This window comes from Glycomyces amatae (assembly GCF_020991375.1).
In the GTDB taxonomy this organism is placed as follows: Bacteria; Actinomycetota; Actinomycetes; order Mycobacteriales; family Micromonosporaceae; genus Glycomyces; species Glycomyces amatae.
Genome location: NZ_JAJLQZ010000005.1, coordinates 207124 through 230551 on the forward strand (window position 1 = coordinate 207124; position 23428 = coordinate 230551).

At 73.4% G+C, this 23428-nt stretch carries 19 protein-coding genes; 10 read left to right on the forward strand and 9 right to left on the reverse strand.

Annotation, left to right across the window (positions count from 1 at the left end):
- The first annotated feature begins 126 nt into the window (after positions 1-126).
- The 3 genes from LO763_RS10160 (at position 127) to LO763_RS10170 (ending at position 5833) form a co-directional block, all read left to right on the forward strand.
- Positions 127-1557 carry a glycoside hydrolase family 43 protein gene (locus LO763_RS10160; RefSeq protein WP_230601863.1) on the forward strand — a complete coding sequence of 477 codons (1431 nt, stop codon included), beginning with the start codon at positions 127-129 and terminating at the stop codon, positions 1555-1557.
- A gap of 64 nt (positions 1558-1621) precedes the next feature.
- Positions 1622-3010: a glycoside hydrolase family 43 protein gene (locus LO763_RS29745; RefSeq protein ID WP_369431961.1), complete on the forward strand. Its 1389-nt coding sequence runs from the start codon at positions 1622-1624 to the stop codon at positions 3008-3010.
- A gap of 87 nt (positions 3011-3097) precedes the next feature.
- Positions 3098-5833 (forward strand): beta-L-arabinofuranosidase domain-containing protein, encoded by a 2736-nt coding sequence (locus LO763_RS10170; RefSeq protein ID WP_230601865.1) that lies wholly within the window; start codon positions 3098-3100, stop codon positions 5831-5833.
- Positions 5834-5906: 73 nt separating this feature from the next.
- On the opposite strand, the gene LO763_RS10175 is transcribed toward LO763_RS10170, so the two are convergent.
- Positions 5907-7310, reverse strand: coding sequence for a four-carbon acid sugar kinase family protein (locus tag LO763_RS10175; RefSeq protein ID WP_230601866.1), 1404 nt, complete (start codon positions 7308-7310; stop codon positions 5907-5909).
- A gap of 247 nt (positions 7311-7557) precedes the next feature.
- Between LO763_RS10175 and LO763_RS10180 the strand changes: the two genes are divergently transcribed.
- Positions 7558-8007, forward strand: a complete 450-nt coding sequence (locus tag LO763_RS10180) for a hypothetical protein (protein WP_230601867.1) — start codon at positions 7558-7560, stop codon at positions 8005-8007.
- 39 nt (positions 8008-8046) lie between these two features.
- Here LO763_RS10180 and LO763_RS10185 read toward each other — a convergent pair whose 3' ends face one another.
- The gene (locus LO763_RS10185) at positions 8047-8751 is read right to left on the reverse strand and encodes a FadR/GntR family transcriptional regulator (RefSeq protein WP_230601868.1); all 705 of its coding nucleotides are present in this window, start codon (positions 8749-8751) and stop codon (positions 8047-8049) included.
- A gap of 67 nt (positions 8752-8818) precedes the next feature.
- Entirely contained in the window at positions 8819-9487 is a 669-nt protein-coding gene (locus LO763_RS29380) for an NUDIX hydrolase (RefSeq protein WP_304608810.1), read from the reverse strand.
- 190 nt (positions 9488-9677) lie between these two features.
- Between LO763_RS29380 and LO763_RS10200 the strand changes: the two genes are divergently transcribed.
- Genes LO763_RS10200 through LO763_RS10210 form a run of 3 tightly spaced genes read left to right on the forward strand, consistent with a single transcriptional unit; the run spans position 9678 to position 12687 of the window.
- The gene (locus LO763_RS10200; protein ID WP_230601869.1) at positions 9678-10598 is read left to right on the forward strand and encodes a 5'-methylthioadenosine/S-adenosylhomocysteine nucleosidase family protein; all 921 of its coding nucleotides are present in this window, start codon (positions 9678-9680) and stop codon (positions 10596-10598) included.
- On the forward strand, positions 10595-12280 hold the full coding sequence (locus LO763_RS10205; protein WP_230601870.1) for an AbeC-like domain-containing protein: 1686 nt from the start codon (positions 10595-10597) through the stop codon (positions 12278-12280). The genes LO763_RS10200 and LO763_RS10205 overlap by 4 nt, the downstream gene beginning before the upstream one ends.
- Positions 12277-12687 (forward strand): hypothetical protein, encoded by a 411-nt coding sequence (locus tag LO763_RS10210; protein WP_230601871.1) that lies wholly within the window; start codon positions 12277-12279, stop codon positions 12685-12687. Before LO763_RS10205 ends, LO763_RS10210 begins: the two co-directional genes overlap by 4 nt.
- 121 nt (positions 12688-12808) lie before the next feature.
- On the opposite strand, the gene LO763_RS10215 is transcribed toward LO763_RS10210, so the two are convergent.
- Together LO763_RS10215 and LO763_RS10220 are read right to left on the reverse strand one after the other, a co-directional pair.
- Entirely contained in the window at positions 12809-13480 is a 672-nt protein-coding gene (locus tag LO763_RS10215; protein ID WP_230601872.1) for a response regulator, read from the reverse strand.
- Positions 13477-14583, reverse strand: coding sequence for a sensor histidine kinase (locus LO763_RS10220; RefSeq protein WP_230601873.1), 1107 nt, complete (start codon positions 14581-14583; stop codon positions 13477-13479). Before LO763_RS10220 ends, LO763_RS10215 begins: the two co-directional genes overlap by 4 nt.
- 176 nt (positions 14584-14759) lie before the next feature.
- On the opposite strand from LO763_RS10220, the gene LO763_RS10225 reads away from it, so the two are divergent.
- Positions 14760-15764: an AF_0692 family protein gene (locus LO763_RS10225; RefSeq protein ID WP_230601874.1), complete on the forward strand. Its 1005-nt coding sequence runs from the start codon at positions 14760-14762 to the stop codon at positions 15762-15764.
- 214 nt (positions 15765-15978) lie between these two features.
- Here LO763_RS10225 and LO763_RS10230 read toward each other — a convergent pair whose 3' ends face one another.
- Complete coding sequence (locus tag LO763_RS10230) at positions 15979-17358, reverse strand: extracellular solute-binding protein (protein WP_230601875.1); 1380 nt, start codon at positions 17356-17358, stop codon at positions 15979-15981.
- On the reverse strand, positions 17351-19456 hold the full coding sequence (locus tag LO763_RS10235) for a vWA domain-containing protein (protein WP_230601876.1): 2106 nt from the start codon (positions 19454-19456) through the stop codon (positions 17351-17353). Before LO763_RS10235 ends, LO763_RS10230 begins: the two co-directional genes overlap by 8 nt.
- A gap of 149 nt (positions 19457-19605) precedes the next feature.
- Between LO763_RS10235 and LO763_RS10240 the strand changes: the two genes are divergently transcribed.
- Positions 19606-20130 (forward strand): GNAT family N-acetyltransferase, encoded by a 525-nt coding sequence (locus tag LO763_RS10240; protein WP_230601877.1) that lies wholly within the window; start codon positions 19606-19608, stop codon positions 20128-20130.
- A 157-nt stretch (positions 20131-20287) separates the two neighbouring features.
- On the forward strand, positions 20288-21076 hold the full coding sequence (gene proC / locus LO763_RS10245; RefSeq protein WP_230601878.1) for a pyrroline-5-carboxylate reductase: 789 nt from the start codon (positions 20288-20290) through the stop codon (positions 21074-21076).
- A 13-nt stretch (positions 21077-21089) separates the two neighbouring features.
- Here the strand turns inward: proC and LO763_RS10250 are convergent, their stop codons facing one another.
- Positions 21090-22091, reverse strand: coding sequence for a hypothetical protein (locus LO763_RS10250; protein ID WP_230601879.1), 1002 nt, complete (start codon positions 22089-22091; stop codon positions 21090-21092).
- A gap of 88 nt (positions 22092-22179) precedes the next feature.
- Complete coding sequence (locus LO763_RS10255) at positions 22180-23340, reverse strand: trypsin-like serine peptidase (protein ID WP_230601880.1); 1161 nt, start codon at positions 23338-23340, stop codon at positions 22180-22182.
- Positions 23341-23428 lie beyond the last annotated feature (88 nt).

Sequence of the window (23428 nt, forward strand, 5' to 3'; positions counted from 1 at the left end):
GTCCGGACCGGACGGAGGCCGTTTTCCGTCGCGTTCTCGTTAGATATCGAAGATATTGACTACGTCGATGCGTGATGTTACCCTTCACATCACGCATTTCGGCTCTCCCTCCCTCTTGGAGTGACCATGTCCTCGAACTCCCGTCCCCCACACCTGTCGCGCCGCGGCCTGCTCACCGCGGCCGCCGCGATCCCCCTGGCCGCCGCCGTCCCGGCACCCGCGGCGGCCCAGACCGCCTACACCGGATACCTCATGGCCCACTTCATCGGCGAGGGCACCGGCGGCGAGCAGATCTACCTCTCCCACTCCGACGACGGCCTCAACTGGACCGACCTCAACCGCGGGCAGATCGTCCTGCGCACCCCCATCGGCACCCGCGGCGTGCGCGACCCGATCATCGTGCGCTCCCCGGCCGGGAACCGTTACTGGATCGTCGCCACCGACCTCCACATCGGATCGGGCACCTCCTGGAACGACGCCGCCAACAACGGCAGCCGCAGCCTCGTCGTGTGGGAGTCCGCCGACCTCGTCAACTGGTCGATCCCGTGGCTGCTCGGCGTCGCGAACGCGATCGGCGACGCGGGCGACGCCTGGGCCCCCGAGGCGATCTGGGACGCCGCCGCCGGGAACTTCCTGCTCTACTGGGCCACGAACTCCACCCTGAACGGCATCAAGAAGCACCGCATCTGGTCCGCCCGCACCTCCGACTTCCGCTCCATCAGCGCTCCGCAGGTCTACGTCAACCCGGCCGGCACCGAGGGCATCATCGACACCCAGATCGTCGAGGCCAACACCGGCGGCTGGCGCTACTACCGCGCCTCCAAGGCCACCCAGATCGTCATCGAGGGCGCGAACTCGCTCACCGGCTCCTGGACCCGGCTCGGCGACCTCGCGAACCTCACCGGCAGCGGCGTCGAAGGCCCCATGTGGGCCAAGTTCAACGACCGCGCCGAATGGGCCCTGTGGCTCGACCAGTACGCCACCGGCCGCGGCTACATGCCCGTCCTCACCACCAATCCCGCGAACGTCGGGGGCTACCGCAAGACCACCGGCTACGGCCTCGGATCGAACCTCAAGCGCCACGGCTTCATCCTCAACCTCACCTCGGCCGAGGAGTCCCGCGTCCTCTCGCGCTACCGGAACCCGGTGTTCAACCGCCTCCAGTCCTACAACTACCAGGACCGCTACGTCCGCCACTACAACATGGACGTGCGCATCGACCCCAGCGTCAGCCCCGGCGCCGACGCCCAGTTCCGACTCGTCCCCGGCCTCGCCTCCTCCTCCGGGCACGTCTCGATCGAGTCGGTCAACTTCCCCGGGCACTTCCTGCGGCACACCGACTACGACTTCGCGCTCGTCGCGAACGACGGCTCGTCCCAGTTCGCGCAGGACGCCACCTTCCGCCAGGTCGCCGGACTCGCCAACTCCTCGTGGAGCTCGTTCCAGTCCTACAACTTCACCGACCGCTACATCCGCCACTACGGCTACAGCCTGCGGCTGGATCCCGTCAGCACCGCCACCGAACGGTCGGACGCCACCTTCCGCGTCACCACCTGACCCGCGCCGGGCCGCGGAGGCCCGCCCGCCGCGGCCCGCCCGCACTCCCTCACCGAAAGGCCCGATCGTGCTCTCACGCCGACGCCTCCTCGCCACCGCCACGGCCGCCGCCGCGGTCCCCTTCGCCGGCGCCTCCACGTTCCTCTGCGCGAGCCCGGCTGCCGCGCAGGCGAACGCCGCCTACGCCATGTCCTACTTCAAAGAGTCCCCGAACGAGACCGACGACAGCTACGCGCTCCACCTCGCCGTCAGCGCCGACGGCCTCCAGTGGACCCCGCTCAACCAGAACGACCCCGTCGCCGTCCCGACCGCGGGCACGGGCGGCCTGCGCGACCCGTTCATCCTGCGCAAGCGGACCGGCGGCTTCGTGGTCCTCGCGACCGACCTCAAAGGACGCGTCTTCAACCTGAACAACCAGTACCTGCACGCCTGGGACTCGACCGACCTGCGCAGCTTCACCGGCTACCGGCGCATCAGGGTCCACGGCATGGCCACCCACTCGTGGGCGCCGACCGCGTTCTGGGACCCCTCGCGCGGCCAGTACGGCGTCGTCTACTCCGCCTACAACGGCACCCGCGACGTGCTCCTGGTCAACTACACGGCCGACTTCGTGAACATGGGCTCGCCGCAGGTCTTCTTCGACCCCGGCTTCAACGTCCTCGACGGCGACGTCCTCGCCCACGACGGCGCGTTCTACCTGGCCTACAAGAACATGGACAACGGCTACCTGTACGTCGCCCGCTCGACCACCGGGGCGCCGAACTCCTTCACCACCCTCACCTCGGGCCTGCGCCAAGGCGGCGCCATCGAGGCGCCGATCCTGGTGAAGTCCAACTCCGCCAACGCGTTCTGGCTGTGGGGCGACTCGTTCTCGCCGTCCAACGCCGTCTTCTACGCCTGGCAATCCTCCAACCTCGCCGGGAACTCCTGGTCGGCGCTCGACCAGCGCGCCTACACCGCGCCGATGAGCAGCAAGCACGCCGGGATCGTCCCCATCACCGAGGCCGAGCGCGCCGCGCTCGTCTCCCGCTGGGGCGCGCCGCAGTGGAACCGGCTCAAGTCCTACAACTTCCCCGACCGGTTCGTCCGCCACGCCGCCAACGTCGCCAGGATCGACCCGTTCCCGATGGAGCCGCCCGCCGACCAGCAGTGGCGCCTGCGCCCCGGCCTCGCCGACGCCTCCGGCGTCTCCTTCGAGTCGGTGAACTACCCCGGCCGCTACCTGCGGCACGTCGACTACGCGGTCGGCCTGGTGCAGAACGACGGCTCGACCCAGTTCGCGCAGGACGCGACCTTCCACCGCACCGCCGGCCTCGCCGACGGCGCGTGGGCCTCGTTCCGCTCCCACAACTTCCCCGACCGGTACCTGCGCCACTCCGGCTACGTCCTGCGCATCGACCCCGTCGCCACGGCCACCGACCGCGCCGACGCCACCTTCCAAGTCACCTACTAGGACCACATTCCCGGGCGGCCCCACCGCCGCCCGACGGCGCCTGCCCGCCGCCCGGCGGGCGGGCGCCCCGGCACCCCAGGAGCAACCATGCAGTCCACACCCGTCAACCGCCGCAGACTCTTCCAGACCGCCGGAGCGGCCGCCGTCGCCGCGGCCGTCCCCGTCGGCGGCGCCGCCCACGCCGCACTGGCCCCGGCCCGGCCCGACCAGGGCGTCGCCGCCTACGCGTTCGACCTCGGCAAGGTCCGCCTCACCAGCGGGCGCTGGATGGCCAACCAGTCCCGCACGCTCGCGTACCTCCACGACGTGGACGTCAACCGCCTGCTCTACAACTTCCGCGCCAACCACGGCCTCTCGACCGGCGGCGCGGCCGCCACCGGCGGCTGGGAGGCGCCGACGTTCCCCTTCCGCACCCACTCCCAGGGCCACTTCCTCACCGCCTGGGCCCAGGCGTGGGCCGTCCTCGGCGACACCGACGCCCGCGACAAGGCCAATTACATGGTCGCCGAGCTCGCCGAATGCCAGGCGAACAACGCCGCCCGCGGCTTCAACACCGGCTACCTCTCCGGCTTCCCCGAATCCGAGTTCACCGCCCTCGAGGGCGGCTCCCTCTCCAACGGGAACGTGCCCTACTACGCCCTGCACAAGACCCTCGCCGGCCTGCTCGACGTGTGGCGCCTCATCGGCTCCACCCAGGCCCGCGACGTCCTCCTGGCCTTCGCCGGCTGGGTCGACTGGCGCACCGGCCGCCTCTCCTCCTCCCAGATGCAGACGGTGCTGCGCACCGAGTTCGGCGGCATGAACGCCGTCCTCACCGACCTCTACCAGCAGCACGGCGACGCCCGCTGGCTCGCCGCCGCGCAGCGGTTCGACCACGCCGCCGTCTTCGACCCCCTCGCCGCCGGCACCGACCGCCTCAACGGCCTCCATGCGAACACCCAGGTGCCCAAGTGGATCGGCGCCGCCCGCGAGTACAAGGCCACCGGCACCGCGCGGTACCGGACCATCGCGACGAACGCCTGGGAGTTCGTGGTCGACGCCCACACCTACGCCATCGGCGGCAACAGCCAGGCCGAGCACTTCCGCGCCCCCGACGCCATCGCCTCGCACCTCACCAACGACACGTGCGAGGGGTGCAACACCTACAACATGCTCAAGCTGACCCGCGAACTGTGGCTGCTGGAGCCCGAGAACGCCGCCTACTTCGACTACTACGAGCAGGCCCTGCTCAACCACCTCATCGGCTGGCAGAACCCGAACGACGCCCACGGGCACATCACCTACTTCACGCCCCTGCGCCCCGGCGGGCGCCGCGGCGTCGGACCCGCCTGGGGCGGCGGCACCTGGAGCACCGACTACAACTCGTTCTGGTGCTGCCAGGGCACGGGCATCGAGACCTTCACCAAACTGCCCGACTCCGTCTACGCCTACAGCGGCACCACCCTGTGGGTCAACCTCTTCACGCCCTCGGTCCTCACCTGGTCCGAACGGGGCCTCACCGTCACCCAGACCACCGCCTACCCCGCGAGCGACACGACCACCCTCGCGGTGACCGGTTCGGCGAGCGGCTCCTGGACCATGCGCGTCCGCATCCCCGCCTGGACCCAGGGAGCCGAGATCAGGGTCAACGGGCAGCTCCAGTCGGTCGCCGCCGCGCCCGGCACGTACGCCGCCCTCACCCGGACCTGGGCCTCCGGGGACACGGTCACCGTCAAGCTCCCCATGCGGGTGGTCATGCGGGCGGCCAACGACGACGAGAACGTCTCGGCCGTCGTCTACGGGCCCGCCGTCCTCTCGGGCGACTACGGGAACACCGCCCTGAGCGCCCTCCCGGTGCTCGAGACCGCCTCGATCCAGCGCACCAGCACCACCGCGCTCGCCTTCACGGCCACCGCGAACGGCGCCCAGGTGAACCTCGGCCCGTTCTACGACGCCCACGGCCACAACTACACCGTCTACTGGAACGCCGACGGCGAGGGCGGCTCGACCGCCGGCCCGGCCTTCCGGCTGTTCAACGCCGCCAGCGGCATGGTCCTGGGCGTCCAGGACATGTCCACCGCCGACGGCGGCCGGGCCCTCCAGTGGGGCGACACCGGCACCGCCGACCACCGGTGGGAACTGGTCGTCGACGGCGGTTCGGTGAAGTTCCGCAACGCCAACAGCGGCAAGGTCCTCGGTGTCCAGGACATGTCCACCGCCGAGGGCGCCGCGGTGCTCCAGTGGTCCGACAACGGCACCGACGACCACTTGTGGACCGTCACCGACCAGGGCGACGGCACGCACGAGATCGTGAACGGCAACAGCGGCAGGCTGCTGGGGATCGCCGGGAACGCCGCCTCCCAGGGCGCCCTGGCGGTGCAGACCGCCGACGACGGCACCGGCGACAACCGCTGGCGGTTCGTGCCCGACGGGGCCCGGCGCCTCCAGAACCTGCGCAGCGGCATGGTCCTGGGCGTCCAGGACATGTCCATGGCCGACGGCGGCCTGGCGCTCCAGTGGGGCGACACGGGCACCGCCGACCACCTGTGGACCGCCGTGACCGACACCGGCGGCTACTTCCGGCTCCGCAACACCAACAGCGGCAAGGTCCTCGGCGTCGAGAACGCCTCCACCGCCGCCGGGGCGCGCGTCCTGCAATGGTCCGACAACGGCACGGCCGACCACAAATGGCGGCTGCGCTACGGCGACGACGGCTACTTCCGCATCCAGTGCGCCAACGGCGGCAAGGTGATCGGGGTGCAGAACGCCTCGACCGCCCAGGGCGCGCAGGTCGTCGTGTGGGACGACAACGGCGCCGACGACCACCTGTGGCGCTTCCTCTGAAAGACGCGGTGAGCGGCCCGGCGTCCCGGGCCGCTCGCCGCGGCCGGGGAATCGCCGACGGCCGCCCGCCGGCTCAGCCGGCGAGCTTCGCGACCACCGCCGCGAGGGAGTCGGCCTGCCCGACGTTGCCCGCGAAGACGACGTAGGGGACGCCCACGGCCGGGCCGGTCTCGGGCCGCCACAGGGACACGATGCCCGGGAGCATGGGCCCGACGACGGTGGCGCGCCGGATGCGCAGCGCCTCGGAGGCCACGTCGGAGGAGGTGATGCCGCCCTTGGCGACCACGAACCGCGGCGGCGCGAGCTCGAGCACGCGGGCGACGAGGTCCACCACGCCGCCGGAGACCCGCCGGGCGATGTCGAGGCTCTCCTCGGCGGTGGCGCCGGTGACGAGTTCGCGCGTGGTGTGGACGATGACGGTGCCCTCCTCGAGGGCCCGCGCGACCGCCTCGGCCCGCTCGGCGAGGTGCGCCTCGCGGCGGTCGCCGATGAGGCGCCGCACGTCGAGCTCGACGGTGGCCGTGCCGGGCCGCGCCTCGCGGAGCGCCGCGAGCTGCGCGGTGGTCAGCGGCACGTGGCTGCCGACCACGACCAGGCCGCCGCGCTCGTGCGCGAGCGCGATGTCGCCGGCCTCGACCGGCTCGGCGATCTCCTGCCCGATGTGGGCCCTCACGTAGGGCGGGCCCACGCGCAGCAGTGTCCCGACGCCCTCCTTCTCGATGCGGTGCAAGGCGATCGCGACGACGCGCAGGTCGGTCTCCTCGACCGCGTCGACCGCGGCGACGGTCCCGGCCGGGAGCGCGCGGAGCGCCTCGGCGACCGCTTCGGGCCCCTGGCGGATCACGTCGAGCGCGAGCGCGGCGACCTCGGCCGCCCCCACGCGCCCGCCGGTCTTCTCCTCGACCCACTCGCGCAGGTCCGAGGAGCGGAAGCCGAAGGTGGCGTCCCGCGCGAAGGGCGTCTCGCCCACCGGCGTCGCCTCGCCGTCGACCGCCCAGTAGTGGACGCCGTCCACGGTGATCCGCCCGGCCTCGGGGAACGCGGGCACGAGCAGCGTGAGGGCGGGGGCGCGCCCGCCGTGCGCGGCGATCGCCTCGGCGAGCACGTCGGTCTCGAGCGGGAAGTGGCCGCGCAGGGTCGAGTCGGAGCGGGAGACGAAGGTGAGGCGCTTGCCCGCGCGCCCGGCGGCGTCGAGGGCCGCGGCGACGACCTCGCGGTTGCGGGCCGCGGCGGTGCCCTCGTCGAAGGAGCGCGTGTTGGTGAGGACGTAGACCGCGGGGGCGCCGGTCGCGAGGGCCCAGTCGAGGTCCTCGGCCTCCCAGCGGGTGAGCACCGGGAGCCCGGCGACGGACTGGGTGCCGGTCGGGTCGTCGTCGAGGACGACCAGGACGGCGTCGGGGTCGGCTTCGGCCCGCACCTCGGCGGCGGTGGTCGCCGCGGGGTCGGGCACGGGCGCGAGCAGCGTCTCGATGCGCACGGGAGCTCCTTCGTCCACGATCGGGAATCTCGGATATCAGATATCTGATATCACACGTCGGCCATCATGCCTCGGCATCCCGCCGTTGTCAAGCGGCCGCCCCGGCCGGGGCCCGGTCCGCGAATTCGCGGACCGGCGTGCAACCCCGGGGCGTATTCGATACGTATTTACATGTAACGATCCCTTGGTCCTGATCCCCGCCCCGTGTCCACCGTCGCCCACGCGACGATCGCAATCAGGAGAGTGCATGACCGTTCGACGACTGAAGAGGACCGCCCAGGCCGCCGCCACGCTCGCGGCCTCGATCTTCTTCGTGATGGCGCTGGCCCCGAGCCCGGCCCAGGCCCAGAACAACTACCACGCCTGGGTGTGGGCCCAGAACCCCGCGGGCACCTACAACGCGGGCGTCGCGGAGATCCGCAGCTACGGCGAGAACATCCTGGTCGAGGACTTCCACCCCGACGGCTGGGGCGTCCGCGCCCAGCTCCAGACGCTCGAGTGGGCCCCCGAGGGGTACCGCTACTGGAAGAACCACGGCGGCGTCTGCTTCGACGACACCAGCCGGGGCAACACCGCCCGCGGCGCCACCGTCTGCGACCGCAACGTCGCCGAGGGCCAGGAGTTCCGGGTCCACATCTGGGCCTCGCAGAGCGGCTCCACCAAGTGGCACCACTACAGCCCGTCGATCCCCGCCTGATCCCCTGAGCCGCTGAGCCGGGCCGCCTCCGCGGCCGGCTCAGCGGCGGGCGTGGACGTGGGCGACCAGGTCGCCGCGGGTCTGGTCCATGTGGCTCGCCATCGCGTCGCGCGCCGCGAGCGGGTCGCCCGAGGCGATCGCGGCGACCACCGCCTCGTGCTCGGCGATCGCGTGCTCGCGGATCTCGGACACCGCGCTCGTCTCGCTGCGCGTCTCGGCGAGCATCGCCGTCAGCGGCAGCAGCGCCGCCACCAGGATCCGGTTGTCGGCCGCCCGCAGGATCACCTCGTGGAACTCCAGATCGGCCTCCGCGAACGCGGCCACGTCGGTCCGCTCGTGCGCCGCCCGCATCCGCTCCACCTCGCGGCGCATGGCGTCGACGTCGGCCTCGGAGCGCCGCGCGGCCGCGAGCTGCGCCGCGCCGGTCTCGATCATCATGCGCACCTCCAGCAGCTCCAGCGACGAGCGCTCGCGCTCGCCCGCGCTGCGCGCGTGCCGCACCACCGCCTCGAGCCCCGACCACTCCGCGACCGGCGCCACCCGGTGCCGCCTGCCGGGCACCTGCACGATGACCCCCTGGGCCTGGAGGAGCCGCACCGCCTCGCGCAGCGTCAGGCGCGAGACCCCCAGCTCCTCGGCGAGCACCCCTTCGGGAGGCAGCGCCTCGCCGGTGCGGATGGCGCCCTGGATGATGGCGTCGAGCACCCGCTCGACCACCTCGTGCGTCCTCGACGCTCGCGCCATCGCGTTCCTCCCCGCTGTCCGGTCAGGGTAAGCCAGTTCCGGCGCCGGTCCGCGCCCGCATCCCGCGTCAGCGCCCCGGCGAGAGCGGCAGCGGCAGCCACCGCAGGTCCCCGGCGGTGTACAGGGCCGCCGGGCGCCCGCCGTCCTTCGTGGTGGTCCTGCCCGTGGGCTCCAGGAAGCCGCGGACCTTGGTGACCTTGCGGTGGAAGTTCCCCGGGTCCAGCCTGGTCTGCCACACGATCTCGTAGACGCGGCGCAGCTCGGCGACGGTGAACTCCTTGGCGCAGAACGCCGTCGCGGCCGTCGTGTACTCCAGGCGCCGCCTCGCGTGCTCCACCGCGCTGCCGAGGATGCGCGAGTGGTCGAAGGCCAGGGGCTCCCCGAGGGCCCGGTCGACCGGGACCCACTCGGTCGCGGCCGCGTCGCCGCCCGCGCGCGCCCGCGGCGGGTTCGGCACCAGCGCGGCGAAGGCGGCGCTGACGACCCGGCCGCGGGGGTCGCGCCCGGGCTCGGAGTAGACGCCGATGTGCTCCAGGAAGGACTCGCCGGCGGGGAATCCGGTCTCCTCGTGGAGCTCGCGCGCCGCCGCGTCCTCGAGCGTCTCGCCGTCCTCGAGGAACCCGCCGGGCAGCGCGAGCCGCCCCTTGAAGGGCTCGTTGGCGCGCCGGATGAGCAGCACGGCGAGCCCGCCGCCGCGGATGGTCAGGATCGCCACGTCCGCCGCCACGAAACTCATCGGAGTCGTACTGTCGCCCAACGTGCTCCCCCTTATTGATGACTTGACAATAAAAACGCCTCGGCCTAGGCTGTTCTTGTTGTCTCTAAAACAATAAACGTCGACAGTATAGACGAAGTTTTGTCGGCTACCCGACAGAACCCTCACTCCCCGAAGCATTCAGCCTCGCGCGACCACCCCTGGAGTCCCCATGAACGACCTCCCGACCGCAGTCCTCGCCACCCCCATCGACGTCGAGCGCCAGGCCGTGCTCGAACTCCTCGCGGAGAGCGAGCTCATCGACCGACATCGGGACGGGATCGCCTACCGCACCGCCGAGTTCGCCGGGCGCCACGGCACCTGGAACCTGGTGCTCGCCATGACCGGCCGCGGCAACGAGCGGGCGGCCGCCGCCGTCGAGCACGCCCTCGCGGCCTGGCGCCCGCAGCTGCTCGTCCTCTGCGGCGTCGCGGGCGGCCTGCGCGACGCCCAGGTCGGCGACGTCGTGGCCGCCACCAAGGTCTACGGGTACGAGCCCGGACAGGACACCGACGCGGGGCTCCTCCCGCGCCCCGAGTCCCTCCCCACCTCCTTCACCCTCCACCAGCAGGCCCAGCTCCTCGTCGAGCACCGGTCCTGGGCCCGCCGCCTCGGCCCCGGGGCGCCGCCCCGCGTCTTCCACCGCCCGATCGCCTCCGGATCCAAAGTGGTCACCGGCAGGGACTCGGCCACCGCCGAGCTCGTCAGGAGGCAGAGCGGCGACGCGCAGGCCATCGACACCGAGAGCTACGGCGCCATGGCCGCGGCCGCGCGCAAGAGCGCGGTCGAGGCCACCGTCGTGCGCGGCGTCTCGGACCTCCTGGCGGGCAAGACCAAGGCCGCCGACCGGGTCCACCAGCCCGCCGCGGCCCGCAACGCCGCCGCCTTCGCACTGGCCCTCATCGAGTCGACCCGCCCGCGGAGCGCCGGGACACGGCCGCTGTCGGGCGGCTCGGGCAGCACGTACATCGGCGCGGTCGGACCGCACTCGCAGGCGGTCACCGGGGCCGTGGGGGAGCGCGCCCGGGGCAGCGTCGTCATCAACAACCGAGGCTGGAACGGCCGCCCGGACGGCAACAGGGACGCCCCGTGATCCCGACGCAGTCCCAGGCCGGCCCGGCGGCCCCCTCGCCCGCGCCGCCGCCGCGGACCGGGACCTGGGCGACCATGTTCCTCTGCGCCGGGACCTACCTCGACCGCGAGTACCGCGACTACGTGATCGACCAGATCTACATGAGGCCCGACCGCGGCATCGCGCCGAACCCGGGCGCGGACGCCGCGCCGGTCCTGCGCCACGCGCTGAAGGTCCGCAGACTCGAGGTCCTCCAGCAGTCGATCCTGCTGTCAGGCCTCGTGTTCCTGCTGGTCGCGGCCGCGAACCCGCTCGTACCGGCGGTCGGGCTCGCCCTGTGGGCGCTCGCCGGCTGGCCGGTTCTCGTCCTCGAATCGCGGCTCGGCACCTCCCAGGCCGGTCGCAGGTCGACCAGCGCCCGGCCGACGCGATGGCCGCGCCTGCACGCCGGCACGGCGGTCGGGCTGTTCTGCCTCGCGCTGTTCCTCGCGGCCGCCGTCGCCGCCATCACCGCGACCGCCCTTTCCGCAGAGGCCGCGGGCGCCGAACCGGCCGCCGCCCGCCCCGCCGCGGGCCTCCTGCGGGACCTCGAGCTGGTCATCGGCGGAGGCACCGCGCTCGGCCTGATCGCCGCGGTGTTCGGGCTCCTCCGGGCCAGGGGCCTGATCTCGATTCCGACCGACGCCGGACCCCCGGCCCCGCCCGACCCGCGGATCGCGTACATCGACGAGGCGCAGTCGGCGCCGGTGGTCGCCTACGGCATCGGGAAGCACCCGTTCGTCGGCTCCGGCCGGCTCATCGGGCCCTGGGAGTTCGCGATCGCGCTGCGGCCGAAGGACGCCGACGCGGACATGACCGTCGACGCGGTGGACCTGAACCGGAGCGTCAAGGCCAGCGTGCAGAAGCTCGACGCCCGCACCGGCGGGGCCGGCGCACTGCCGAACCTCGCCTTGAGCGACCACCTCTACGTGTCGGGGGGCGCGGTGCTGCGGCCCGTGCGGCACGCGCACGAGCTGCCCCACGCGGGGTTCCCGTTCCAGTCGCTGGAGGAGGTGCAGCGCAGCCCGGTCACCGCGGTCCGGCACTATCTGCGCTGCACCGTCTCCTCCTGGGACGGGGAGCTGGTCACGACCGTCCTCCTCCACTGCGCGCTCCAGGGGGAGAGCCTCTACGTGGAGTTCGCCGGCTGCATCCTGCCGCCGATCGCCCCCCGCTACCACGTGTTCGGCGAAGGCCGGGTCCCCGACTGGGCCACCCTGGTCGCGGGGGCGCTGCGCGGCGCGGCGTCCATGCCCGTCCTGCTGGTGCGCAGCCCGTTCGACAGCGTCCACTACCTGCTCCGGGCCCTGAGGAACGCCGTCCGGTCCAAGCACGACGGGGTCCGGGCCCTCCGGGACCGCGGCGCCGTGCACGGCGTGCGCGAGCTCGGGACCCACTGGCGGTGGCTGGACTACTTCCAGTACCGCGACTCGGTCAAGTACCGCGGCATCCTGGAACTCCAGTTCCTCGACGCGATCACCCACTACCTGCGCGGGAACAACGTGGACACGAGCGAGCTCGAGCAGCGCGTCGCGGCGATCATGAACACCAACATAGTCAACTTCGGACAGTTCACCGCCGGCGCCGCCGGCACCGGCGCCACCGCCTTCACCGGCGCGGTCGGCGACGGGAGCAGCGGCACCGCTACAGGAGGGAAACCATGACCGACAACGCGAACGAGACGGCCCCCACGGGCTACGTCTTCAGAGGGAACGTCCAGACCGGCGCCGTCGGGACCGGGGCCTCCGCCACCGTGGGGGCCATCGGCGACAACGCCCGCGGCACGGTCCACGTCAACCGCGCCCAGGCCGAGGACCGGCTCCTCGAGGAGATGCTCGAACTCGTCGGCGAGCTGCGCACGCGGCTCGACGAGCACCGGCCCACCATCGGCGAGCGCTACGACGTCATCAAGGACAACCTCGACGACCTCGAGGAGTCCATCGAGGACATGAAGCCGACCGGTCGCATCCGCTCCAAGCTCAAGGCGATCGAGCAGCTGGTGAGCCCCTTCGGCGCCCTGGTCGACCTGGTCCTCAAACTCATCGAGCTCGTCAACCGCCAGGAGGGCTGACCGGCCCCCGGACAGGCCGGGGGCGCAAGGGATTCCACCCCCGCGCGCCTCCGGCCGCGCCTGCGCGGCGCCGGCTCGGAACCCGGCCGGGCGGTCCGCCCCGCGCCCCGGCCGCACCGCGTCAGTCGGCCAGGCCGGCGTCGTGGACCAGCAGCGCGAGCTGCACCCGGTTGTTCAACCCGAGCTTCGCGAGGGCGGCCGACACGTGGGTCTTCACCGTCGGCACGCTCAGGTGCAACGCGGCGGCGATCTCGGCGTTGGCGCTGCCGCGGCCCACCTCGACGGCCACCTCCATCTCGCGCTCGCCCAACGCGGCGAGCCGTTCGCGGGCCGCGGTGCGCCGGTCCTCGGCGCCGCCGACCGCGAGGCCGATGAGCCGCCGCGTGACCTCGGGGGACAGGACCGGCTCGCCCGCGGCGACGCGACGCACGGCCGCGACGATGTCGGCCGGCGGCGTGTCCTTGAGCAGGAACCCGCACGCGCCGGCGCGCAGCGCCCGCCGCACGTGCCCGTCCGCCTCGAACGCGGTGAGCACCAGGACCTCCGGCGCGCCCGGGGCCGAGCGCAGCCGCTCGGTCGCCGTCAGGCCGTCGACGCCGGGCATGTGCAGGTCCATGAGCACCACGTCGGGCCGCAACCGCGCCACCAGGGCCGGCACCTCGCCGCCCGTCCCGGCCTCGCCGACCACGGCCAGGTCCCCGGCCCCGCCGAGGATCATCCGCAGCCCCGCCCGCACCAGCGGGTCGTCGTCGACCACCAGGACGTTCAGCACGGTCGCCGTCGCTTCGCTCATGCCGTCCAGGGTAGCCACGCCTCCACGAGCCAGCCGCCTTCGGCGGTCGGCCCGTAGGCGAGTCGTCCGCCCGCCAGCGCGGTCCGCTCCTCCAGGCCGATGAGCCCGTGCCCCGACCCGGCGCCCGCGTCCTCGCCGGGGCCGGACCGGACGGCGACGCGCAGCCCCTCCTCGGGCCCGCCCGCCACGGTCACCGCGACCGCGGCGCCCTCGGCGTGCCTGCGGGCGTTCGTGAGCGACTCCTGGACGATCCGGTAGGCGGTGCGCCCCGAGCGGTCGGGCACCTCGCCCTCGGCGTCCACCGACAGCTCGATCCGCATCCCCGGCCGGGCCTCCTCCACGAGGTCCCGCAGGTCGGCCATGGTCGGCTGCGGCAGCTCCCCGATCGGGGCGCGCAGCACCGCGATGACCTCGCGCAGGTCGCGCATCGCCAGATGGGACTGCTCGCGGATCACCCCGGCCGCGCCGGCGAGCTCCTCCGGCGGGGCGTCGGGCCGGTACTCGATGGCGCCCGCGTGCAGGCTCAGCAGCGACAGCCGGTGCCCGAGGAGGTCGTGCACTTCGCGGGCCAGCTCCTCGCGCGCCTTCTGGCGGGCCCGCTCGCGCTCGGCCCGCTCCTGCTCGGCCGCGCGGGCCCGCAGCTGCCGCCGGTAGCGGACGAACAGCCCCCAGCCCGCGACGGCGCCGCTGAGGACCACCGAGAAGACAATGTTCCCCAGGAGGCTGAAGCCCTCCTCGGGCCGCAGCGCCCAGTAGACGAACGTCGCGGACAGCGACACGGCGTAGACCAGGGCCGCGACGCGCAGCGAGCACCGCACCGTGACCGCGAACAGCAGCACGATCAGCGGGAACGCGATCGTCTCGGAGACGCCCGACAGCACCGCGGCGACGAGGGCGGCCTGCGCGGGCCGGCGCCGCCGCAGCCACAGCAGGCCCAGCCCGATCAGGCCCGCGACCTGGTCGACCTCGAACAGCCACGACGGCGAGGGCATCCCGATCCTGATGCGCTCGCCGACCAGGTACAGCCAGGCGAACACCGCGAAGGCGAACAGGACCGTGTCGACCGCCCACCCGCGCGCGCCCCGCCGTGCCTGCTCCACCATGGTCCGAACTTAACCACCGGTCGCGCCAGCGCCAAGGACCGGCGCCCGATCCGATACTTTCGTCGGCCCGGTCCATGCTTCGGTCGCGTTCCGCACCGCGGAATCCATGCCTCCGCCAAGGCCGAGGCGACCGCCGACCGATGCGCCCGGCCCGCCGCGGCCCATACCGTCGAGGCATGGAGACCGCAACGACGCTCGAACCACCGCGCACCAGGCCCGCCGGCCCCGTCCGGCTGCTCCTGGTCCTCTTCCTGCTCGTGCTCTCGCCGATCGGCGCGGAGTACCTCTCGGCCTACGACGACTCCACCGGGAACCTCCTCGGCCTGCTCGGCGGCCTGTTCGTGTTCATCCCGCTCTACGGGGCCGCGGCGGTCCTCATCCGCGAGGCCGCCCGCCGTTTCGGCATCGGCCGGGGCGGCGTCCTCACCCTGGGCGCCGCCTTCGGCGTCGTCCAGGCCGGGCTGATCGACCAGGCGATGTTCTCGACCGGCTACCGCGACATCCCCTACTGGCAGGACCTCATCGGACCCACCTGGATCGAGCCGCTCGGCCTCGGCGTCGCGTCCTCGCTCGGCTGGGTCCTCGGGCACATGATCATGAGCATCACCGCGCCCATCGTCCTCACCGAGGGCCTGAGCCCGCGCCTGGCCGACCGCCCGTGGCTGCGCGCGCCCGGCCTGACCGCGACGGCCCTGCTGTACCTCGCCGGGGCCTGGATCGTCCTCAAGTGGCACTACGAGACCGAGACCGACCACGCCTCGGCCGGGCAGCTGATCGGCGCCGGGGCCGTGGCGCTCGCCCTCGTCGTCCTGGCGTTCGCGTTCGGGCGCAGGAGGGCCGAGCGCGTCGAGCGCCGCGTCCCTCCCGTGTGGGCGATCGGCGCCGCCGCGTTCGCCGGGATCTGCACGATCGGGGCCTCCTCCACCTGGGCCGGGGTCGCGCTCGTCGCGGCCGCCATGGGCGCCTTGGCCCTCGGCGCCGCCTACTTCGCCCGCTCGACCGCCTGGGGCCGGCGCCAGGCGACCGCCCTCGCCGTCGGCGCGCTGCTCGCGCAGGCCTCCCTCGGGTTCCTCACGGAGCCGCTGGGCGACATCGACCCGGTCGCCAAGTACTCCCACAACGCGATCGCCACGCTCGGCGTCCTCGCTCTGGGCTGGTGGACGCTGCGCCGCACCCGCTGATCTCCGCTGCCGACGGCGGCCAGCGCGGTCGCACTCGCCTGCGGCCGCGCCGCGGCGGTCGTCCGCTGCGCCCCCGAGAGCACCCGCTCGGCCGCCGTCGCCCCGCGCAGGGGTCGCCCGGCGGCGCAGCGAGCCGGACGGGCCCGTCCTCGACCGGTGCCCGCGCCCTCCGCGCCGGTGCGCTGAAGGCATGCGAGTCCCGCCGCCCTGCGCCCTACTTCCCGTCGATCGCGTCCTTGAGGCGGCGCTCGAGGTCGCCGAGCTCGGGGTCGGGGTTGTCCGTCAGCTCCGCGTGCAGCACGTCCCGGAACGCGCGGCTGAACTGCGTGTACCGCTCGACCGCGGGCCTGCGCCCCGGGCCTTCGCCGGTCAGCGCGTCGTACAGCTCGTCGGCCTCGGGCCGCGGCCCGGCGGCCGCTTCGCAGTCGGCGCCGCCCGCGCCCGCCGGCGCGTTCTCGAGCTGCGCGATCGCGTCGAAGTACGGTTCCGCCCGCGCCGCCGCGAACCCGCCGCGCTCGAACAGGAGCTGCTGGCTCGTCGCGCCCGTCAGGAACTCGACCAGCGCCCTCGAGACGTTCTTGCGCTCCGAATGCGCGCTCACCGCCAGGCTCCCTCCGCCGAGGACGCCGCCGGGCATCGGCACCACCCCCGCCGTGAACCCCAGGTCGCACGACTCGAGGGCGCGGATCGCCTGCGGCCAGTGCCGCAGGAACGGCACCCGTCCCTCCTGGAACGCTTTCAGGGACTCGTCCTCGTTGTGCTGCAAGGCGTCCTGAAGGATCACGTGCGCGCCCCCGTCGAGCTCCTCGTGGAGGTCGCGGCCCAGGTCCTTGAGCACCCCCGCCGCGGCCGAGCGCTCCCCGAAGTCGATCATGCCGTCGCCCTCGTCGACGGCGACGCCGTTGGCCAGCAGGTACTCCCAGACGTTGACCGTGAAGCCCTCGTAGGAGGCCAGCTGCATCGCGATGCCGCCCTCGAACGCCGGATTCGCCTCCAGGACCCACCCGATGGTGTCCCGCAGGTCGTCCCAGTCCCCGATGGACTCCGCCTCGGTGGCGGTCAGCGTCCCGTCGGCGTAACCGGGCTCGGGGCCCTCGCGGTAGTAGAGCATTCCCACGTTGGTGTTGAACGGCAGCGCGAACAGCGTGCCGTCGATGCGGCCGGTCTCCAGCGGGCGCTCGAGGAACCCGTCGGTGTCGGCGTCCTCGAAGGGCTCCAGGTGGCCGGCCGCCGCGAAGTCGGCGATCCACGGTATGTCCAGGTCCACCACGTCCACGTCGGGGCTCCGGGACTGGAGCGCGGCGTGGATGGCGCCGTACTGGAGGTCGGCGATCGGCGGGAGCTCCACCATCTCGACCTGGTGGTCGGTGTGCCAGGCGTTCCACTGGTCGACGAGCAGCCGGCGCTGGCCGTTCGCGGTGCCGTCCTCGGCGGCGAGCAGCCGCAGACGCCGATCGCCGACCTCCTCCCATTCGCGCGCGCCCCTGCGGGAGCCGAGCAGGTACCCGCCGCCGAAGAGCGCTCCCCCGACGAGCACGAGGCCGGCCTCCGCCATGGTGCGCCGGATGAACTGCCTTCTGGTGCGCTCAGGCATCGCCGCTCCACAACTGGCTGAACAGACCGTCGAAGGTGATGGTGATCTGCTGCTCCGCGGCCTCGAAGCAGGTGACCCGCGAGTCCTCGGCCAGGGCGCTGAACGAGGCCGACCGGCACGAGGCCTCGCCGACGGCGATGAGGTACAGCCGCACCTGGGAGTCCGCGAGCCGGTCGCGCACCGCCGCGGCCGTGGTCGGGGAGTCGTCGGCGTCGGCGCCGTCGGTGAGCACGACCATGGCGCTGAGCCGCTCGCCCTCGCGGGCCGCCTCGAGCGCGGCTATCCCGTCCACGACCGTCTGGTGCAGGTCCACGCCGTGGCTGACCTCGGTGTCCTCCAGCGCCTCCGCGACGCCGCCGCCCGGGTCCGGCCCGATGTCGAGCACCGGCGTGTGCGAGTCCGATCCCTCGGCCGGGAACGTCCACACCCCCACCCGGTCCTCCGCGCCGAGGTAGTCGAGCGCGGCCACCGCGCCCTGCGCGGCCAGCTCGAACCGGCTCGCGCCGCCGCCGACCGGCTCGTTCATCGTCGCCGACCGGTCGATGGCGAGCAGCACGTCGGTGGGCACCCGGTTCCGGCTGTAGACGTCCCGCAGCGCGGTCAGCTCGTCCGCGCTCATCGGATCGGCCTCGGCGGCGAACCCGTGCTCGAACCCCTCGTCGCCGGCGATCGCCCCGCCTGCGTACCGGACGTCGCGCAGGCCCATGTCCGCGGGACTCCAGCCGTCGTCCCCGTCCGCCAGCCACGTCCGCAGGTCCTCGGCCACCGCCGCGCGCCGCTCGGCCCACGCGTCGTCGTTCCAGTCCAAGCCCACCGCCTGGTAGTCGAGCGCGCCCAGTTCGGGGCTGTAGACCGGCACCAGCGCCGGGGGCGCGTCGCCGCCGATCGCGCACTCGTCGCCGAGGGAGCCGCCCGTGTTGGAGCGGGCCAGGGCCGCCTCCGTGGTCAGCACCGCCGCGGTGGGGATCGACCCCTGCGCCGTGCTCAGATCGCACAGGAGATCGGTATCGCTGGGGGACAAGGCGATCCCCGTCTCCGCGGCCGCGTCGGCGAGCCGGTTCTCCATCCGCGCGCCGGTGCCGCCGGGAGCGGCGTCCCGGCCGTAGAGGGCTCTGAGGAACAGCAGGCCCGCGTGCGTCGCCTCCGGGTCGGACCTGAGCACCGGCGTGCCGTGGACGTCCCCGAGTTCGGTGATGAGCTCGGGCAGCGTCCGGTCGGCGATCGGCGAGCCGCCGTTGAACCCCTCGCCGAGCACGCCGGTCGGGACGGCCAGGACCAGCGGCGTCAGGCCGATCGGCTCGGCGTCGTCCGGTGCGAAGACCTCGTAGTCGACGTCCGAGCCGTCCAGCGCCTCGGCGGCGAGGTCGACCTGCGTCCGCGATTCGGCGATCCAGAGGTGGGGCCGGGGCCCGACGTCCCGCAGCGGGTCGAACAGGGCGCCGTCCTCCGCGTCCTCGGTGTCCTCGACGTGCTCCCAGCCCAGGCGCATCGCCTGCTCCACGGCGGGCCAGGGGGCGCTGTAGCTGGTCACGTTCGCCCTGCGGCACCGGTCCTTGTCGGTGTACCGCTCGTTGAACTCCGCGATCGACTCCTGGAAGCCCGCCGCGCCGTCCACCGGCACCACGACGGACAACTCCACCGGGTCGGCGCAGTCGACCAGCAGCGTGTCGTTCAGCCGCTCGCCGACCGGCCTCAGGATGTAACCCAGGACCAGGAAGAACACGCTGACGCCCACGACCACGGCGAGGATCGAGCGGCGGCGGCCCTTCCGGTCGCGCAGCAGGTCCACCAGCCAGGAGCCGCCCGCGAGCGCGATGCCCGCGATGATGAGGACCGTCCGCCACGGCGGCGCGGCCGCGCCGATGAGCAGCTCCAGGCACAGCAGGAGCACGCCGATGCCGGTGATCGCGGGCGCGAGGCGGCGCAGGGACTCGGCGACGATCCGGGCGACGTCGGCCTCGTTCATGCGCGGGGCGGGCCGGTCCGTCGCGTCGGCCGGGGGAGGGGCGCCTGTCGGGTCGTCCCGGTCGGTGTCGTTCTCTGTTCTGCTGTTCTCGCCTGCGCTGTCTTCGGCTGTGCTGTTTTCTTCATCGGGCACGGTGGCTCCGTCGCGGGGTCGCTCTGTCCTGTTGCCGTAAGCGGTCGTCCGGAGGTCCAATCCGGAACATCATGCAGAACAGTATGCCCGATCACAGCTCGCCGCAGGGGCGCCGAACGCGAGCGGAGCGCGGGGAGCAGGATGGGGGCATGATCGCGATCCGACCCGTCGTGCCCGGCGACGCCGAGGCCGTCGCCGCCCTGCGCCGCGAGGGCCGCGACTACCTCGCCCCGTGGGAGCCGGACCGCGGCGAGGCGTCCTACACCGCCGCGGGGGTGCGCGAGACGATCGCCGCCTCGCTGGAGCGTGCGGCGGCCGGGACCGGGTTCTCCTACAGCATCACCGACGACGACCGCGTGGTCGGCGGGATCGCGCTCAACACGGTCGTCCGCGGCCCGTACTTCCGCTCGTGCAGCTTCGGGTACTGGGTCGCGAGGTCCGAGGCCGGGCGCGGCGTCGCGACCGAGGCCGTGCGCCTGGCCAAGGCCGTGGCCTTCGGGGAGCTCGGGCTGCTCCGCGTCCAGGCCGAGACCCTCCCGCACAACACCGCTTCCCAGAAGGTGCTGGCGCGCAACGGGTTCGAGCCCATCGGACTGGCCCCGGCCTATCTCAAGATCGCCGGGAAGTGGCAGGACCACCTGCTGTTCCAGGTTCTCAACCCCGCGATGGACTGACATCGGCCACCGCGGAGCCGGCGGGCTCTTCTGGACCCGCGCCGCCGACCGGCCCGCCGCGCCCGCGCGCGAATGCGACCGATTCCCGCGAAACGCGAACGCGGTCGACGCGGGCACGTAGATTGCGGCTCAGAACCGCTGATTCGGAGGTGCCCCCATGGACATCGCACTGCTCGGGGTCGGCCACCTCGGCGAGGCCGTCCTCTCCGGACTGCTGGAGTCCGGGTTCCCGCCCTCGCAGCTCTGGGCCGCCGTCTCCTCCGCGGACCGCGCCGGCGCCCTCGCCGACCGCTACGGCGTCGAGGTCGGCACCGACAACTCCAGCGCCGTCAACGAGGCGGACGTCGTGCTCCTCGCGGTGCCGCCCGACACGGTCGGCCCGCTGCTCACCGAGATCGCCCCCGACCTCGAAGAGGACGCCGTCGTCGTCTCCCTCGCCGCCGGCGTGCCGCTGTCGGCCATCGCCGAACGCCTCCCCGAGGGCGTCGTGATCGCCCGCGCCATGACGAACATCGCCGCCGGCGAGCGCCGCGCGGCCACCGCGCTGGCCGCGCCCGAGGGCACCGACCTCACCGAGATCGAGGACCTGTTCGACCGCGTCGGCGTCACCGTCGTCGTCGAGGAATCCATGATGGACATCATCACGGCCGTCGCGGGCTCGGGCCCGGCGCTCCTGTTCAACCTCGCCGACGCCATGGCCGCGGCCGCGGTCGACGGCGGCATGGAACCGGACGTCGCCCGCCTCATGGTCGACCACACGCTCCTCGGCGCCTGCCTGCACCTCCAGGCCACCGACGAGCCGCCCGCCTCGCTCCTCGCCCGCATCGACACGCCCGGCGGCACCTTCCGCGCCGCCCGCGACGTGCTCGCCGAGGCGGGCACCGCCGACGCGGTCAAGGCCGCCGTCGCCGCCGCGGCCGCCCGCGGCGCGCGGCCCCCCGCGTAGCCGGCCCCCGCGGTCAGCCCTCGGCGACCGGCTCGTCCCGCCTGCGCCGCAGGAACAGCACGACCGCGGCCAGGACCGCCAGCACCGCCCCGGCGGCCAGCGCCAGCCAGTACGCCGAGCGCAGCCCGTCGGTGAACGCGTCCCAGGTCAGCGGCGCGTACGAGGCGTCGTCGGCCCGCTCGACGAACAGGGTCCGGCCCGCGGCCAGCCCGATGAGCGCCCCGCCCGCCAGCGCCGCGGTGAGCGCGCCGACCACCAGGGCCGCGGCCCACCGGCGCGGGGCGACGACGAACGCCAGGACCAGCAGCCCCAGCGCGATCCACGGCAGCCACGTCCCGGCCCACTCCAGCAGCTCGGCGTCGCGCTGCAACTGCGGCACCTGCTCGGACTCGACCAGCACGTACTCGGCCTCGACCTCCGGTATGTCGGCCGCGTAGGCGAAGTCGGCCTCGGCCAGGCGCTCCTTCACGAGCGCGACGACCCGGCCCAGGTCCAGTGAGAGCACGTTCCCGTCCGCGACCACCGATCCGGCGTTCTCACCGCGCAGCGCCGAGACCAGCGACGCGTGCGCCTCGGACACCGCCGCCTCCCACACCTCCAGGAACCGCGGGCTCTCCACGAACGCCTCCACCTCCTGGGCGATGTAGGCGCGCAGGCTCTCCGCCGCCGAGGCCACCAGCCGCTCCACGAGCTCCGGGGCGGCCTCCTCCCCGATCCACGAGTTCGCGCGGCGGGCGATCGCATCGACGTCGATCGCCTCCTCGATCTTCGCGGTGACGAGCGACGCGATCCCCGCCTGGACCTCCGGGTCCTCGGCGATCACCTCGGTCCGGCCCGTGAACCGCTCGGTGTCGAACAGCTCGAGCTTCGCGTAGTACGCGCCGATCGCGGCGGTGACGGCCACGGCGGCGAGCACGCACAGGAGCATCGCCGCGACCCACCGCGCGATCCGCCCGATCCCGTGCCGCTGCGCCTCGGGCCCGGCCGGGGCCTCCTCAGTCGCGGTCTCGCTCACGATGCCTCCCGAAGGTCCGTCTGCTCACGATAGACAGCGGACGCGCCGAAGGGCGGCGAACGCGTCCGCCGCCCTCCTGTAACCCGGTTCAGCCCCCGTAAACCAGGTACGGCTCGATGAGCGGGTACACCAGGTCCATGCGCACCGCCTGGTTCGGGCACCCGCCGAAGTGGTGCAGGCCCACGACCTCGCCGGTGACGCGGTCGACGAGCGGTGAACCCGAGGAGCCGCCCTCGCTGTCGCACAGGTAGCCCAGGTCCGTGCCCCGGCCGTGCCCGTCTGCCGCGGGGTCGTGCACCTGGCACTGGGCGCCGGTCCAGTCGGGTTCGGAGTCGCTCGCGGCGGCGATCCGCAGCGGCCCGCCGCCCGGATGCCCCGCGAGGTACACCTTGTCGCCGGCCTGGACCCGCTCGGCGCTGATCGGCAGCCGCGGCAGGTGCGCGATCGCCGCCCAGTCCGCCACGGTGAACAGCGTGTAGTCGTAAGTGAAGTCGGTCGTGAGCACCGAGGCCCCGGCGACCTTGACGGGCGCGGCGATCTCGCCGCCGACGCATTCGAGGCACTGGTAGCCGAACTGCACCTCGACCGTGGACACCTCGTCCTGGGTCGAGAAGCAGTGGTGGTTGGTCAGGAGCCGGTTGTCCCCGGCGATCCAGCCGGTGCAGTACGACTCGTCGTCGATGATCAGCCGCGCGACGGCCCGGCTCGTCTCGTACACGGCCGGGTCGGTCTCCCGGTAGCAGGCGGCGTGCACCGAGTCGTCCCCGCCGCAGATGCTCTCCGGCCCGGCCTCCCACGCGGGCGGGCGCGAGGCCAGCTCGTCCTCGTTCAGGCCCCGCGAGTACGCGGCGAGGCGGGCGGTCGCCGCGGTCCCGTCGGACGGGTCGTCGTGCAGCGCGACCTCGGCGGTGTCGCCCTCGACCGACAGCGCCCGCAGCCCCGCGCCGTCCACGTCGCCCGCGCCGTAGGTCCAGGTCTCGCTGCGGCCGGTCACGGTGATCGCGTCGCGCTCGCCGAGCCGGACGCGGTCGAAGCGGGCCTTGATGAAGGCCGCCCCCGGGTGGGCGACGGTGTGCGCGCCCCCGGCTTCGAGGTCGACGCCGGCGGGCTCGACCTGGGCTATCTGGTCGGCGCGGTAGCGCGGCTCGTCGGCCTCGGGTGCCTCGGCGGCGGCCTGCGGTCCCCACGCGAGCATCGCGGCGGCGACGGCCCCCGCGGCGGCCGCGGCCAGGATTCGGTTCGGATGCAAGGGTTTCGGTCCTCTCGAACGTGATCGCGACGGCTGCGGGCGGCGCCCGGCCTGAGCCGGGCCGGGCCCGCGGTGCGCGGTCCCGGCC